General features: G+C 48.5%; 14 protein-coding genes. 11 read left to right on the forward strand and 3 right to left on the reverse strand.

What is annotated here, in order from left to right; genetic code table 11:
- Positions 1-24: 24 nt before the first annotated feature.
- The 11 genes from ACY2VW_RS00480 (at position 25) to ACY2VW_RS00530 (ending at position 13,657) form a co-directional block, all read left to right on the forward strand.
- Positions 25-1,161: an aldo/keto reductase gene (locus tag ACY2VW_RS00480; protein WP_461876623.1), complete on the forward strand. Its 1,137-nt coding sequence runs from the start codon at positions 25-27 to the stop codon at positions 1,159-1,161.
- Positions 1,162-1,682: 521 nt separating this feature from the next.
- Positions 1,683-2,639, forward strand: a complete 957-nt coding sequence (locus tag ACY2VW_RS00485) for a substrate-binding domain-containing protein (protein WP_461876624.1) — start codon at positions 1,683-1,685, stop codon at positions 2,637-2,639.
- Between the two features lie 202 nt (positions 2,640-2,841).
- On the forward strand, positions 2,842-3,696 hold the full coding sequence (gene pstC, locus ACY2VW_RS00490) for a phosphate ABC transporter permease subunit PstC (protein WP_461876625.1): 855 nt from the start codon (positions 2,842-2,844) through the stop codon (positions 3,694-3,696).
- Positions 3,686-4,588 (forward strand): phosphate ABC transporter permease PstA, encoded by a 903-nt coding sequence (gene pstA / locus ACY2VW_RS00495; protein WP_461876626.1) that lies wholly within the window; start codon positions 3,686-3,688, stop codon positions 4,586-4,588. The genes pstC and pstA overlap by 11 nt, the downstream gene beginning before the upstream one ends.
- A 19-nt stretch (positions 4,589-4,607) precedes the next feature.
- Positions 4,608-5,360 carry a phosphate ABC transporter ATP-binding protein PstB gene (pstB, locus tag ACY2VW_RS00500; protein ID WP_461876627.1) on the forward strand — a complete coding sequence of 251 codons (753 nt, stop codon included), beginning with the start codon at positions 4,608-4,610 and terminating at the stop codon, positions 5,358-5,360.
- A gap of 1 nt (position 5,361) precedes the next feature.
- The gene (gene phoU / locus ACY2VW_RS00505) at positions 5,362-6,006 is read left to right on the forward strand and encodes a phosphate signaling complex protein PhoU (RefSeq protein ID WP_461876628.1); all 645 of its coding nucleotides are present in this window, start codon (positions 5,362-5,364) and stop codon (positions 6,004-6,006) included.
- Between the two features lie 3 nt (positions 6,007-6,009).
- Positions 6,010-6,681, forward strand: a complete 672-nt coding sequence (locus ACY2VW_RS00510; protein WP_022462258.1) for a winged helix-turn-helix domain-containing protein — start codon at positions 6,010-6,012, stop codon at positions 6,679-6,681.
- Between the two features lie 9 nt (positions 6,682-6,690).
- Positions 6,691-8,349, forward strand: coding sequence for a sensor histidine kinase (locus tag ACY2VW_RS00515; protein ID WP_461876629.1), 1,659 nt, complete (start codon positions 6,691-6,693; stop codon positions 8,347-8,349).
- A 439-nt stretch (positions 8,350-8,788) separates the two neighbouring features.
- Complete coding sequence (gene malQ / locus ACY2VW_RS00520; protein ID WP_461876630.1) at positions 8,789-10,270, forward strand: 4-alpha-glucanotransferase; 1,482 nt, start codon at positions 8,789-8,791, stop codon at positions 10,268-10,270.
- A 63-nt stretch (positions 10,271-10,333) separates the two neighbouring features.
- A complete protein-coding gene (locus ACY2VW_RS00525; protein ID WP_461873465.1) occupies positions 10,334-11,365 on the forward strand; it encodes a LacI family DNA-binding transcriptional regulator in 1,032 nt (343 codons plus the stop codon).
- A 27-nt stretch (positions 11,366-11,392) separates the two neighbouring features.
- Positions 11,393-13,657: a glycogen/starch/alpha-glucan phosphorylase gene (locus ACY2VW_RS00530; RefSeq protein WP_461876631.1), complete on the forward strand. Its 2,265-nt coding sequence runs from the start codon at positions 11,393-11,395 to the stop codon at positions 13,655-13,657.
- A gap of 73 nt (positions 13,658-13,730) precedes the next feature.
- Here ACY2VW_RS00530 and ACY2VW_RS00535 read toward each other — a convergent pair whose 3' ends face one another.
- Genes ACY2VW_RS00535 through ACY2VW_RS00545 form a run of 3 tightly spaced genes read right to left on the reverse strand, consistent with a single transcriptional unit; the run spans position 13,731 to position 15,626 of the window.
- The gene (locus tag ACY2VW_RS00535; protein ID WP_461876632.1) at positions 13,731-14,564 is read right to left on the reverse strand and encodes a hypothetical protein; all 834 of its coding nucleotides are present in this window, start codon (positions 14,562-14,564) and stop codon (positions 13,731-13,733) included.
- Entirely contained in the window at positions 14,558-15,256 is a 699-nt protein-coding gene (locus ACY2VW_RS00540; RefSeq protein ID WP_461876633.1) for an ATP-binding cassette domain-containing protein, read from the reverse strand. The genes ACY2VW_RS00535 and ACY2VW_RS00540 overlap by 7 nt, the downstream gene beginning before the upstream one ends.
- Entirely contained in the window at positions 15,249-15,626 is a 378-nt protein-coding gene (locus tag ACY2VW_RS00545; RefSeq protein ID WP_461876634.1) for a GntR family transcriptional regulator, read from the reverse strand. Before ACY2VW_RS00545 ends, ACY2VW_RS00540 begins: the two co-directional genes overlap by 8 nt.
- Between the last annotated feature and the right edge of the window lie 164 nt (positions 15,627-15,790).

Raw genomic sequence — 15,790 nt, forward strand, 5'->3', positions numbered from 1 at the left:
GCGGAAAAGAAAGGGGATTTTACCATGAGTGTAGATGTAACAAAAATGCCGAAATTAGGATTTGGCATGATGCGCCTTCCGGAGAAGGACGGAGAACTGGATCTGGAGCAGATCTGTAAAATGGTCGATGCGTACCTTGCCTCCGGAATGAACTATTTTGACACCGCCTATATGTACTGCGGCGGAAAATCGGAGAGCATCGTGAAAAAAGCGCTGGTAGAGCGTCACCCGAGAGAAAGCTTTACTCTGACAACCAAACTCCCGCAGTGGATGATGGACGAGGGCATCGAAGGCCGTGACCGTATCTTCAATGATCAGCTCGCGCGCACCGGAGCCGGCTACTTTGATTATTACCTGCTGCACAGTGTCGAGGACGGCGCAAACTATGACGGCTACGTGAAATACGACTGTTTCAACTGGGCCAAGAAGAAAAAAGAAGAGGGATTGATCAAACACTTCGGCTTTTCCTTCCACGGAACACCGGAGCTGCTTGACAAGATTCTTTCCGAGCATCCTGAGGTCGAAATTGTCCAGATCCAGATGAACTATGCTGACTGGGACAACCCGCTGATCCAGTCCGGCCGTCTGTATGAGGTGCTTCAGAAATACAATATGCCGTTCCTTGTTATGGAGCCGGTAAAGGGCGGTTCCCTTGCATCGGCAGGCAAAGAGATTGAAGCAGAGATGAAACGCGTTCATCCGGATGCATCGATTGCGTCCTGGGCACTCCGCTTTGCGGCTTCCCTGCCGGGAGTTGCAACCGTGCTCTCGGGTATGTCAAACGAGGAACAGATGGAGGATAATATCAAAACCTTCCGAAATTTTGTACCGTTAAATGAGGAAGAAAAAGCAGTGATCGCCAAAGCACAGGAAGCGCTGAAAAAGAGTCCGGCAGTTCCATGTACCGCCTGTCGTTACTGCTGTGACGGATGTCCGATGGGAATCGCGATCCCGGATGTATTCAAGGCATTGAATACCATCCGCCTGTATGGAGAAGAAGACCGCGCGAAAAATTATTATAAAAAACTGCTGGAAACATCAGGAAAAGCAGAAGACTGCGTGCAGTGCGGTCAGTGTGAGGGTGTATGCCCGCAGCATCTGCCAATTATTGACCTGTTAAAAGAAGCGTCCGAAAAGCTTGACGTGCCGGTGACGGAATAACAGGATTTTTCATTACTGTTTTGGGGATTTGCTATTATAGCAATTCCCGAAAATAATGCAAAATAGGTTTCTTTAGCTTTTTGTGTTATGTTCTGGAAACGGCGGAAGAAGTGCGCCGGGATGTGGAAGAAAAATCCATATCCCGGCGCTTTTTGACGCTTATGAGACGAAACTCCTGGTTTAAAACCGTCTGCATAGCCCGATGTATGAAAAGGTAATTGACACCCGTTCCCTTATCTCCCCAGATTTCAAATGTAAAATGGAAAAATTTTTATTTTACATAAACTTAACTTCTCCGAGATTTTGCATTTTACACGCCGTTGGTATGATGATACCTGTAAAAACGAAATGTAAAAAACACCGGGATCACGATTTAACCGAATCAAGTAAGTCCCCTGCTTCCATTGCGAAAAGCAATAAGCAGTTATTCGGTTATGAGCAAGTAGCGAAGCGGATTGCGAATATCCGTTTGACCCCAAAAAAATCATAAAATCCCGTGTGAAAAGAGGAGAAAAAATATTATGAAGAGAAAAGTAATCGCAATCACCTTAACCGCAATGATGGCTGCAGGAATGCTTGCAGGATGTGGAAGCAGCGACAGCAGCAGTTCTTCCGCAGCAGACACTACAAAAGGGGCTTCCGCAACAGAGGCAGCTGGCAGCACAGATGGTGACAGCACTGCAGCAGCAGGAGATTTCTCCGGACAGATCAGCGTGATCTCCCGTGAGGATGGTTCCGGTACCAGAGGTGCATTCATCGAGCTGTTCGGTGTAGAAGAGAAAAATGATGCAGGTGAGAAAGTGGACAACACCACCGTTGATGCACAGATCACCAACAATACTTCCGTTATGATGAGTACGGTAGCAGGTAATCAGTACGCAATCGGTTATATCTCTCTTGGATCTTTAAATGATGAAGTCAAAGCCCTGAAAATCGACGGAGCAGAGGCGAGTGCAGAGAACGTAGAAAACGGTTCCTATAAAGTAAGCCGTCCGTTCAACATTGTAACAAAAGACGGTCTTTCCGCAGATGCGCAGGATTTCATGGACTACATCTTAAGTACCGACGGACAGCAGGTTGTTTCAGATGACGGATATATTGCAATCAAAGATACGAAAGCTTACGAGGGAAGCTGCGGCGGCGAAAAAGTTGTGGTAGCAGGATCTTCCTCTGTAACACCACTGATGGAAAAATTAAAAGAGGCTTATACAAAAGTAAATTCAAATGCTAACATCGAAGTACAGCAGAGCGATTCCACCACAGGTATCACTTCCGCAAGCGATGGTCTCTGTGACATCGGTATGGCATCCCGTGACTTAAAAGATGAGGAGAAATCCCTTGGACTTACCGCAACCGTAATCGCAACCGACGGTATTGCAGTCATCGTAAACAAAGAGAACCCGACCGATGGTCTGACCAGCGATCAGGTGAAGAGCATCTACGTTGGCGACACCACCGACTGGGCTGATGTGAAATAAGAAACACAGAAAAACAACAAAATGAGAAGTAAGGGCGAAAGGAAGAAAATCGCTCTTACTTCCATATCCGGAAAATATATTCCAGAAAAAAGTATCTGCCTTTTGGAACGTGCTTGAAAAAGCAGTTCGTAAAGGAAAACAACGAAAAAGAACGAAAGACTTTTTCAAACACGTTCCGTGAAACGACGAAAGGATTTATTTTATGAAACTAAGAGAAACAGTCATGAAAATTGTATTTCTGATCGCAGCGTGCTGCTCCGTGATGGCCGTTGCCCTGATCTGTATTTTCCTGTTTATGAATGGTGTTCCTGCCATTTTTAAAATCGGACCGTTAAAGTTCCTGACCGGTACCGTGTGGAAACCGGGCAACAACATTTTCGGCATCCTGCCGATGATCGTCGGAAGTATCTGCGTCACCGGTCTTGCGATCCTGATGGGAGTTCCGGTCGCAATTCTCACTTCGATTTTTCTTTCCCGCTACTGTCCGAAAAAATTCTACGGCATCTGCAAATCGGGTATTAACCTGATGGCAGGTATCCCGTCCATCGTATACGGCTTCTTCGGACTCGTTGTCATCGTTCCGATGATGGCACAGCTCACCGGCAAAAACGGAAACACGATGCTGACCGCATCTATCCTGCTTGCCGTCATGATTCTTCCAACCGTAGTCGGTGTCACGGAATCTGCGATTTCCAGTGTTCCGGAGTCTTACTACGAAGCGAGCCTCGGCCTTGGTGCAACACATTCCCAGAGCGTATTTTTCGCCGTCGTTCCGGCTGCCAAATCGGGAATTCTCGCCGGAATCGTACTCGGCATCGGCCGTGCGATTGGAGAAACAATGGCGGTCATCATGATTGCCGGAAACCAGCCGCGTATGCCGAAAGGAATCACAGAAGGCCTCCGTACCATGACCGCAAACATCGTACTGGAAATGGGATATGCCTCCGGCCTTCACCGGGAAGCACTGATCGCAACGGGCGTTGTGCTGTTTGTCTTTATCCTGCTGATCAATTTATCAGTATCTATGCTGAACCGGAGGGTACACTATGGCGATTAAAGGAAATGGAGCAGTAAATACAATGGAAGCTGTAAAAGTTAATACAAAACAAAAAGAAAAAACAATCGTAACGTATCACAAAAGTATTTTTTCCTCCGTGCTGACCGGCATTACCTGGGGCGCAGCCATTCTGGCACTGGCCATTCTGGTATTTCTCGTTGGATTTATTCTGATCCGCGGCGTGAAAAACCTGACCCTCGACCAGTTCGCATGGACTTACACCACCGAGAATGTCACCATGCTTCCGGCGATCATCAACACCGTGACCATGACTCTGCTTTCTCTTCTGATTGCAGCACCGCTCGGCATCTTTTCCGCCATCTATCTGGTTGAGTATGCCAACAAAAACGGAAAGCTGGTCGGACTGATCCGGATTACCGCAGAGACCCTTTCCGGTATTCCGTCGATCGTATACGGTCTGTTCGGTATGCTGTTTTTCACAAAAACCCTGAAAATGGGATACTCGATGGCATCCGGTGCCTGTACACTTGCCATCATGATTCTTCCGCTGATTATGCGTACTGCAGAAGAAGCGTTAAAATCGGTTCCGGATTCCTACCGCGAGGCAAGCTTCGGACTGGGAGCCGGAAAGCTGCGTACCATTTTTAAAATCGTTCTTCCATCCGCTGTACCTGGCATCCTTTCCGGTGTCATTCTGGCAACGGGCCGTGTTGTCGGAGAAACCGCAGCATTATTGTTTACCGCAGGAACCATCGCCAAAGTGGCAGGCCTGATGGATTCCGGAAGAACGCTGGCAGTTCATATGTATGCGCTGTCGAGTGAAGGCCTTTACATGAACCAGATGTACGCAACCGGTGTCATCTTGATGCTGATTGTCCTTCTGATCAATGGCTGTTCCGGTCTGATCGCGAAGAAGATTGCGAAGAAGTAAGAGAAAGAGAGAAGAGAACATGAGCAAAATCGACGTTTCCAATATGGATCTCTACTACGGAGATTTCCACGCGTTAAAAAACATCAATCTGAACATCGACGCCAACGAAGTGACAGCATTTATCGGCCCGTCCGGCTGCGGTAAATCGACGCTGTTAAAATCCATCAACCGCATGAACGACCTTGTCCCGGGCTGCCGCATTACCGGCGAGCTGCTGCTGGACGGCGAAAATATCTACGGCGGAAAAATGGACGTGAACGGTCTTCGAAAGAGAGTCGGCATGGTATTCCAGAAACCGAACCCGTTCCCAATGAGCATTTACGACAACATTGCCTACGGCCCGAGAACACACGGTGTCCGCTCCAAAGCGAAGCTGGATGATATCGTGGAGCAGTCCCTCCGCCAGGCAGCGATCTGGGATGAGGTAAAGGATCGTTTAAAGAAGAGTGCACTTGGCATGTCCGGCGGCCAGCAGCAGCGTCTCTGCATCGCGCGTGCGCTTGCCGTACAGCCGGAAGTCCTTCTGATGGACGAGCCGACCTCGGCGCTGGACCCGATTTCCACCTCGAAAATAGAGGATCTTGCGGTAGAACTGAAAAAAGATTATACTATTGTCATGGTAACCCACAATATGCAGCAGGCAGCCAGAATTTCCGATAAAACCGCATTTTTCCTGTTAGGAGAGGTGGTAGAATACGGAGAGACCGAACAGATCTTCTCCATGCCGAAGGACAAACGGACAGAGGATTACATTACAGGGAGGTTTGGCTGATATGCGGGAAAAATTTGAGCAGCAGATGGAGATTCTGCATACGGAGCTGATTGAGCTTGGCGCACTCTGTGAGCAGGCGATCGGACGGACATATGAGGTGCTGCTGGAGGGAAACCAGAGAGCAGCAGAAGAGATTATCAGAAAAGACCAGGTTGTCGATGCGAAAGAACGGGAGATTGAGGATCTCTGCTTCCGCATCATTTTACAGCAGCAGCCGGTAGCGCGCGATCTGCGCCAGGTATCGGCTGCATTAAAAATGATTACCGATATGGAGCGGATCGGAGACCAGGCAGCGGATATTGCGGATATCGTAAAAGTAACGAGTCTTGATGTGCCGGATGCAAGTATCCGCCTGAAGGATATGGCAAAAGCAACGGCTTCCATGGTAACAAAATGCATCGACGCATACGTCAAACAGGATCTGAATCTTGCACGGGAGGTCATTGACTCCGATGATATCGTGGATGATCTTTTCGATGAAGTCAAGGATGAAATTCTGCAGGGCATGCGAAAGGGAATTACCACAGATGTCCAGTCTCTGGACTATCTGATGATTGCAAAATATTATGAAAGAATTGGCGACCATGCAACAAACATTGCGGAATGGGTTGTGTACTCCATTAACGGTCACCATAAAGGGGAATAACAGATGATTTACTGCGTGGAAGATGAAAGAAATATACGGGAACTGATCGTATACACACTGGAATCGAGCGGTTTTACCGCAAGAGGCCTGGAAAGCGGAAAAGAGCTGAATGCAGCTATTGCAGAACAGCTCCCGGATCTGATCCTTCTGGATATCATGCTTCCGGGAGAGGATGGGCTTGAAATTCTTTCACGCCTCAAAGCATCGGAAGTAACCAAGGAAATTCCGGTCATTATGGTAACGGCAAAGGGCGCTGAATATGATAAGGTCATGGGTCTGGACTGCGGAGCGGATGACTATATTACCAAACCGTTCGGCATGATGGAATTTATCGCAAGGGTGCGTGCCGTGCTGCGCCGCGCCGGAAAAGAAGAGAAGGAAAATGATGTGCTGGAGACCGGAGATCTGCAGATCCAGGTAAAACAGCACCAGGTTCTGGCCAAAGGGGAGAAGGTTACCCTGACCTTAAAAGAGTTTGAACTGCTGAAATTTTTGATGGAAAATAAAGGAATTGTCCTTACGAGAGACCGTCTGCTCGGCCATGTCTGGGGCTATGATTTTGACGGAGAAACCCGTACGGTAGACGTTCATGTGCGTACACTCCGCCAGAAGCTGGGCGAATGCGGCGAACTGATCGAGACGGTCCGCGGCGTGGGATACCGGATAGGAGGCTGAGAAGGTAAGATGCGTAAAAAAGTCTTTCAACATGCGGGAGCGCTGATTATTGCTGCGATTATCTTGACCTTTTTCACTATGAGCTGGGCAATGTACAACAATACGGCGGAGCAGCTTCGTGTTTCGGTGAGAAATGAATGTGAGTATTACAGGTATTTTCTGGACAAGATGGGGGATGACAGTCTGGATAAACCGGCCGGAAAGATTACGGCAAGCCGGGTTACCCTGATTGATACGGACGGAACCGTTCAGTTTGATTCGGTCGAGGATGCGAACATGATGGGAAACCATTCGCAGCGGCCGGAGGTGATTGAGGCGGAAAAAACCGGGGAAAGCAATATTTCCCGTTATTCCGAGACTCTGCGGAGCAAAACATATTATACAGCACTGCGCCTGGACAATGGAAAAATTGTCCGTGTTTCCCTGACAACGGACAGTGTATTCGGCGTGATGCTGCGGAATATATGGCTGGTGGCTGTGTTGATTGCGGCAGTTCTTATCGTAGAGCTGATGATGGTCAGTCATATGACAAAGGTACTCGTAAAGCCGATCAATGAGATTGACCTGAACCATCCGCTGGACAACAAAGCATATGAGGAATTGAGTCCGCTGCTTGGAAGGATTCATCAGCAGCAGAAGCAGATTCAGCAGCAGATGGAGGAACTCCGCCATAATCAGGAGGAATATCTTGCCATCACGGAATATATGAAAGATGGTCTGATTGTGACAAACCAGTCGGTCGTACTCTCCATCAACCGTTCGGCACAGAATCTGTTTGATGTGACGGCAGAGGAATGCATCAACCACAATATCGTGACAGTCAGCCGCAATGAGCAGCTGAAGGAGGCACTGGATCATGCGCTGGAGGGCAGTTCCGAGGAACGGATGCTGGAATTAAACGGAAGAGTTTATCAGCTTCTTGCAAATCCGGTGCGTGTGGATAATGTTGTGTCCGGTGCGGTCATCCTGGTGCTGGATGTGACGGAAAAACAGAAAGCCGAGGTGATGCGCCGAGAGTTTTCTGCCAATGTTTCACATGAGCTGAAAACACCGCTGATGTCGATTTCCGGATATGCGGAGATCATTGAAAACAACATGGTAAAACCGGAGGATATTCCCAAATTTGCGGGCAGAATCCACAGCGAGGCGAGCCGGCTAAGCTCTCTTGTCGAGGATATTATCAAGCTGTCCAGACTGGACGAGAACGACCAGTCGATCCCGATGGAGGATGTGGATCTGATGCAGATCTGCCGGGATGTCGAAGGGCATCTTTCGATGCGGGCGAAGGAGCAGAAGGTGAAGATGACGGTGCGCGGAGAGAGCTGCCGCATCAAAGGAGCACGGCAGGTGCTTTATGAGATGATTTATAATCTTTGTGATAATGCGATTAAGTATAATAAAAAAGACGGTGAGGTTGAGGTTACGGTTTCGCGCGGAAGAAACGGACGGGCGATTGTGGCAGTGGCGGATACTGGAATCGGAATCGCAAAAGAAGACCAGGAGCGGATCTTCGAGCGCTTCTATCGCGTTGATAAGAGCCACTCCCGCGAGACGGGTGGTACTGGACTTGGACTTTCCATTGTGAAGCATGGAGCGATTCTTCATGATGCGAAGATTAAAATTGAGAGTACACTTGGAACCGGAACAAAGATTATTCTGGAGTTTTAAGTGAAAAACAGATACCGCAAAAGACAGCATGCGGGGACAGAACCTATATGGGAGGCTTGAAAAATTCATGATTTTTAAGTGCCCAGAGCGGTTTCGTCCCCGCATACTGTCTTTTTACGTATGGCTTTGCATCGTTACAAAAATGCAAATTCGTTGTTTTGAATAAACAGAGTATTCAATATTTGGTAAATATGATAAGGGGGTTGGGGGTTGTTTTTTGATGCAGAGTATGGTATTGTAAATATAACGAGTTCCGGAAACGTTACCGACACCGTTTCCGGAAATACAGACGAGATACCGACAGCCCTGTTTTTACGAAACAAAATGAGCTGGCGATAGGGGTTGCATAAGTTACAATTTGCTGCGTATCCGTGAACAGAAATGATGTATTTGTGGGGTCGGATGGATAGAAAAAACGACAAGGAGAAAGGGTTTAAAAATGAGAGAAAGTGGTATTTTACTTCCGGTAGCTTCGCTGCCGTCCCGATATGGTATCGGATGTTTTTCGAAAGAAGCGTATGAATTTGTGGATCGCCTGGAGGAGGCCGGCCAGAGCTACTGGCAGATTCTTCCGCTTGGACCGACGGGATATGGAGATTCGCCGTACCAGTCGTTCTCTACTTTTGCAGGAAATCCATATTTTATTGATCTGGAGACCCTGGTAAAAGAGGGACTTCTGACAGAAGAAGAGTGTGATGCGTGCGATTTCGGCGACAATGCAGAGTATATTGATTACGAAAAGATTTATCTGTCCCGTTTCAAAGTACTCAGAAAAGCATTTGAAAGATTTGCGGCAGATGACGTATATGATGCATTTGTATCGGAAAATGGTTACTGGCTGGAGGATTATGCTCTGTATATGGCAATTAAGGATGCACTCGGCGGAATCAGCTGGAGTGAGTGGCCGGCAGAATTAAAAGACAGAGAGGAAGCTGCGCTGAATCAGAAACGGGAAGAGCTTGCCGGGGAGATTGCATTTTACAAATTCCAGCAGTTTATGTTCCTGAAACAGTGGAAAGCACTGAAAGCTTACGCAAATGAAAAGGGTATCCGTATCATCGGTGATATTCCGATTTATGTGGCATTTGACAGCGCCGACACCTGGGCAAATCCGGTTCTGTTCCAGTTTGATGAGGACAACCAGCCAAAAGCAGTTGCCGGATGCCCGCCGGATGCATTCTCTGCAACCGGACAGCTCTGGGGCAACCCGTTATACAGATGGGACTACCATAAGAGCACAGGTTATGCATGGTGGCTGTTACGTCTGGCCCACGTGTTCAAACTGTACGATACTGTCCGCATCGACCATTTCCGCGGATTTGATGAATATTATTCCATTCCGTTTGGTGATCAGACTGCGGAGCGCGGCCACTGGGAAAAAGGACCTGGCATGGATCTGTTCAACACCGTTAAAGAAAAACTCGGTGATGTGGATGTCATCGCAGAGGATCTGGGATATCTGACCGAGAGTGTTATCGAGATGGTAAAAGAGTCCGGTTATCCGGGTATGAAGGTTCTGCAGTTTGCGTTTGATTCCCGTGAGGAGAGTGATTACCTGCCGCACAACTACGAGAGAAACTGTGTTGTCTACACCGGAACGCACGACAACGATACGATTCTTGGATGGTATTATGTGATGAGCGAGGAAGACCGCGAATTCTCCAAAGAGTATATGGGAAATGCAAAGAGCACCGATGAGGAGCTGCCGTGGGATTTCATCCGCATGTCCATGGAGAGTGTGGCAGATCTGGCTGTCACTCCGATGCAGGAGTTTTTAGGCCTTGGCACGGAGGCGAGAATCAATTATCCGTCTACGCTTGGAAATAACTGGAAATGGCGTCTGCTTCCGGGACAGTTTACACCGGAGCTGGCGAAGAGAATTAACCGGCTGACGAAAATTACAGCGCGTATCGCAAAATAAAGCGGTACCTATTGAGAGAACAGGCCGGAAGCACAGAAAGAAGCTAAAGGAGTGGCCTGGAACATGGAACAGGTAACGATTAAAGATATTGCCCGCAAATGTAAGGTAGGTGTGAGCACGGTATCGAGAGCGATGAACAATCACCCGGACATCAATCCGGAGACGAAAGAGATGATCTTAAAGGTGATTGCCGAATCGAATTACGTACCGAACAACAGTGCCAGAAACCTGAAACGGTCGAATGCAAAAGCGATCGCTATTCTGGTCAAAGGTATGGACAACATGTTCTTCAACAATATGATCAGTGTGATCGAAGAGGTTGTGAGCAAAAAGAAATACGCCTGCATCATTGAGCGAGTAGAGGAAAAGGCAAATGAGGTGGACTCCGCGATTGAAATCGTCAAAGAGAAGCGGCTGCGCGGCATCATTTTCCTCGGCGGAAACTTCACACACCCGCACGAGAAAATGGCGCAGATCCCGGTTCCGTACGTGATCAGTACGATCGGGGCAGTTTCGGACGGAGGAAAACCGTGCGCGAGCGTATCGGTTGACGACTACAGGGAAAGCTATAAGATGGTAGATTATCTCTGCAGCCTCGGCCACCGGCGCATTGCTATTATCACCGCCTGTGAGGACGACATCAGTATCGGACGGCTCCGGCTGGATGCGTACCGTCAGGCGTTACTGGATCACGGGATACCTTATGACCCTGATCTGGTATTTCACATGACGAAGGATGACACGTACTCCTTCGCCACGGGATACAAGATAACGAAAGAAATTCTGGAAAAGAAGACGGAATTTTCCGCGCTGTATGCCACCGCGGATACGCTGGCGATCGGTGCCTGCCGTGCCTTAAAAGAGGCCGGGCTTGCCGTGCCGGACGATGTTTCCGTTGCCGGATTTGACGGAATCGATGCAGGAGAGTATTATATACCAAGCATCACAACGATCCGCCAGCCGGTGGAGCAGCTTGCCGCAGAGACGGCGAAGATGCTGTTTTCCTTAATTTCGGGGAAAGAAGAACCCTGCAGCAAAGTGTACGGCGGTGAACTTGTCGTGCGAGAATCAACCAAACCATACTGCGGAAAATAATGCCGCAGCAGTAAGGAGAAGAAAACAATGGAAGAAAGAATTCAGGCAATCTTAAAAGAGCGTTTTGGAAGAGATCTGGACAACTGCACAAAGAGTGAAATCTTTGAAGCCCTGATGGTGATCACCAAACAGGAGATGGCAGGTCGCAAAAGAAACACTGGAAGTAAGAAGCTGTATTATATTTCAGCAGAGTTTCTGATTGGAAAACTGCTGTCCAATAACCTGATCAACCTTGGCATGTACGAGGAAGTAGAAAAAGCACTTGCCGCTCATGGAAGAGAGCTGACCGAGATCGAGGAGATGGAGATGGAGCCGTCCCTTGGAAACGGCGGACTTGGCCGTCTGGCAGCATGCTTCCTTGATTCCATCGCAACACTGGGACTTCCGGGAGACGGTATCGGCCTTAATTATCACTTCGGTCTGTTCCGCCAGCTTCTGGTAGACCACAAACAGAAAGAAGTCAAAAACCCATGGATCACCAATGAGAGCTGGCTCGTAAGACAGCCGGTATCCTTTGCGGTTCCGTATAAAAACTTCACGATGCATTCCACTCTGTACGATATCGACGTTCCGGGCTACGACAGCGGCTGCAACCGTCTGCACCTGTTCGATGTGGATACCGTAGATGAGAGCATCGTTCCGTCCGACAGCATCAACTTTGACAAACATCAGATTCAGAAAAACCTGACTCTGTTCCTGTACCCGGATGACAGCGACCGTGCCGGACAGCTGCTTCGTATCTATCAGCAGTATTTCATGGTAAGCAACGGCGCACAGTTCATTCTGATGGAGTGCGAGCAGAAGGGCTACGATCTGCACAAGCTGTATGACCACGTTGTCATCCAGATCAACGATACCCACCCGTCCATGGTGATTCCGGAGCTGATCCGTCTTCTGCAGGAGAGAGGCTTCACGATGCAGGAAGCCATCGATGTTGTCAGCAAGACCTGCGCTTACACCAACCATACCATCCTTGCCGAGGCACTGGAGAAATGGCCGATCGATTACCTTGAGGAAGTAGTTCCGCACCTGCTGCCGATCATCCACGAGCTGGATGCACAGGCAAAGAAGAAATACAAAGACGAGAAAGTAGCGATCATCGACAAAGATCAGCGTGTCCACATGGCACATATGGATATCCATTACGGATTCTCCGTCAACGGCGTTGCTGCTCTGCACACCGAGATCCTGAAAAACTCCGAGCTGAAACCATTCTACGATATTTATCCGGAGAAATTCAACAACAAGACAAACGGTATCACCTTCCGCCGCTGGCTGCTGCACTGCAACCGTGAACTGGCACAGTACATCGAGAGCCTGATCGGACCGGGATTCAAGAAAGATGCCGACGAGCTTGAAAAACTGCTGAAATTCAAAGACAACAAGAAAGTCCTTGCAAAACTCGAGGAGATCAAACACAACCGCAAAATGGACCTCAAACAGTTCCTGTATGAGACCCAGAACATCGCACTGGATGAGAACTCCATCATCGATGTACAGGTAAAACGTCTCCATGAGTACAAACGTCAGCAGATGAACGCTCTGTACGCTGTATACAAATACATGGACATCAAGAGCGGCAACAAGCCGAAAACTCCGATCACCATGGTATTCGGCGCAAAGGCTGCACCGGCTTATATCATCGCAAAAGACATTATCCATCTGATCCTGTGCCTGCAGGAGCTGATTGAGAATGATCCGGAGGTAAGCCCGTACTTCAAAGTCATCATGCTCGAGAACTACAACGTATCGAAAGCTGCAAAGGTGATCCCGGCAGCAGACATCTCCGAGCAGATCTCCCTGGCTTCCAAAGAGGCTTCCGGAACCGGAAACATGAAATTCATGCTGAACGGCGCTCTGACCCTCGGAACTGAGGACGGTGCAAACGTTGAGATCGGCGACCTCGTTGGAAAAGAGAATATCTACATCTTCGGAAAGAGACCGCAGGATGTCATCGACCTGTACGCAGACGCTGCTTACTGCTCCAAAGACATCTACGATGCTGATCCGCAGATTGCAAAACTCGTTGACTTCATCGTAAGCGACGAACTGCTCGCTATCGGCGACAAGGTCTGCCTGGAGAGACTCTACAAAGAGATCTTGAACAAAGACTGGTTCATGACGCTGCTCGACCTGAAAGAGTACATCAAGACAAAAGAAAGAGTATACAAAGACTACGAGAACAAAGATGCATGGAACAAGAAGTGCCTGATCAACATCGCAAAAGCAGGCTTCTTCTCCTCCGACCGTACCATTGCACAGTACAACGAGGATATCTGGCATCTGGCATAAGTGCAGAACATGCATACAAAACGCCGCCGCAGACGATTCGGTTCGTCCGCGGCGGCGCTTTTTCATGCAATTTTTATGAAAGATTCAGCCGTCTGCTTAAGATATAGCGGCAGATCAGGAACAGAACGACACAGAGCACCACGGTGATGACAAGCGTGGAAACTGAGGATGTGGTAACCACAGCGGCCGGTGTGGAGTCCTGGAAAACCTGGACGATACTGATTCCGCCGAAGATCTGGATTACGGTGGTCATGCCGATGTAAGAAAGGACAGCTGTCAGAACTTTATGGCTGGATACCAGGCTTCCGATGCTGATAGCGGCATAGAACAGAAGGATGCCGAAGAACAGTGAAGCGAAGAAGCCGACGATGGAAAACAGTGCCATACCGATGTGGTTCGTGATGCCGATCAGGGAAAAAGCAGCATCGGCAACACAGGTAATCTGTGCCCAGAGATAGGACAGAAAATCGGAAAAGGTCATGGCATTGTTGGAAAAAAGCAGGGTGTTTGCGGTAAAATACCGGATTGCGGACGGCAGAAGCAAAAAAGCGAAGGAAGCGAGAACGGAAAGTGCGTTTAAGATGCTCCATGCGCCGAAAACCAGCATTTTTGAGAGAATATGATCCGTTGCCGATACCGGAAGGACGTTGGTCAGATACCCTTCGTCGGTAAAGAGATTTTTATAGTAGCGCTGGATCATCAGCACCTGCGTCATGACGGATGCGGCGATCACAATCAAAACGTACGCAAGCAGATAGAGGACGATCAGCAGATCCGGCAGCTCATAAAGGTGGGAAAAGAGGAAGCCGAAGCCTCCGAGAGCTCCCATGAAAATGGCAGCACCGTTCAGCAGTGCCATGTTTTTCCAGCATGCTTTCCACTCATGTTTCAGACATTTTTTTAACATTTGAATACCTCCCTGAAATAAGAATCAATCGATTCACCCTCCTGCATCCGGATATCCTCAACGGAGGCGTGCAGTTTTAACTGGCCTTCCTGGATAAAGATAACCTCATCGAGAATGTTTTCAACATCGGAAATCAGATGCGTTGAGATGAGGATGGATGCGTCCGGTTCGTAGTTATTTAAAATCGTAGATAAGATGTAATCGCGCGCTGCCGGATCGACGCCTGCAATCGGCTCGTCGAGGCAGTAGAGCTTTGCGCGGCGGCTCATCGTGAGGATGAGCTGGACTTTCTCTTTCGTTCCTTTTGACATCGTTTTTAAGCGGTCTTTCGGGCTGATTTTTAAGGATTCCAGCATGGCGTTGGCACGGGACATGTCAAAGTCTTCAAAGAAATCGCTGTAATACGTTAAAAGATCCGAGACGCGCATCCAGCTGCCGAGATACATTTTGTCCGGCAGATAGGAGACGATTTTTTTCGTTTCGACGCCTGGCTGATTCCCGTCGATGAGGACTTCACCTTCGCTTGGGGTCAGCAGTCCGTTCAGCAGCTTTAAGAGCGTTGTCTTTCCACTTCCGTTGGGCCCCAGCAGTCCGATGATTTTCCCGGAATCCAGGGAAATGTTGAGATGATCGAGCGCAGTGTGGTTTCCAAAGCGCTTCGTCAGGTTTTTACACGTTACAAGTTCACTCATGATTTTCTTCCTCCTCAATCGTTTCGGCAAGCAGCTGCCGGATTTCCTCCGGGCTTATGCCGAGCTGTTTCATATGGGCAACAAAAGCAGAGACTTCTGCGGCGGCAAGTTCTTTTTTCATTTGATGAATCAACTCCTTGTCTTCGGTAATAAAGCGTCCGCTGGTCCGCTGGGAATAAATCAGTCCGCTGCGTTCCAGTTCGGAAAGTGCTTTCTGCATTGTGTTCGGGTTGACAGCGGCCTCCTGTGCGAGATCGCGGACGGACGGAAGCTTATCGCCCGGCTGATAGCGCCCGGTGATAATGTCCATCTGTACCCGCTCGATGATCTGCAGATAGATCGGCCGCGAGGAATCAAGATTCCATGGCATATGGCATTCACTCCTTTTGTACTACTGTATTAATTTGATAGTACAATCATACAATCGGTTTATGGATTTGTCAACAATTTTAAGAAAAAATTTTAGATTTAAAGATCAAATTGTGGTAAACTAAGCGTAAGTGCGGCACATTAAGATTAGAAGAAAAACCGCAG

The sequence above is a fragment of the Fusicatenibacter sp. genome, from assembly GCF_977045365.1.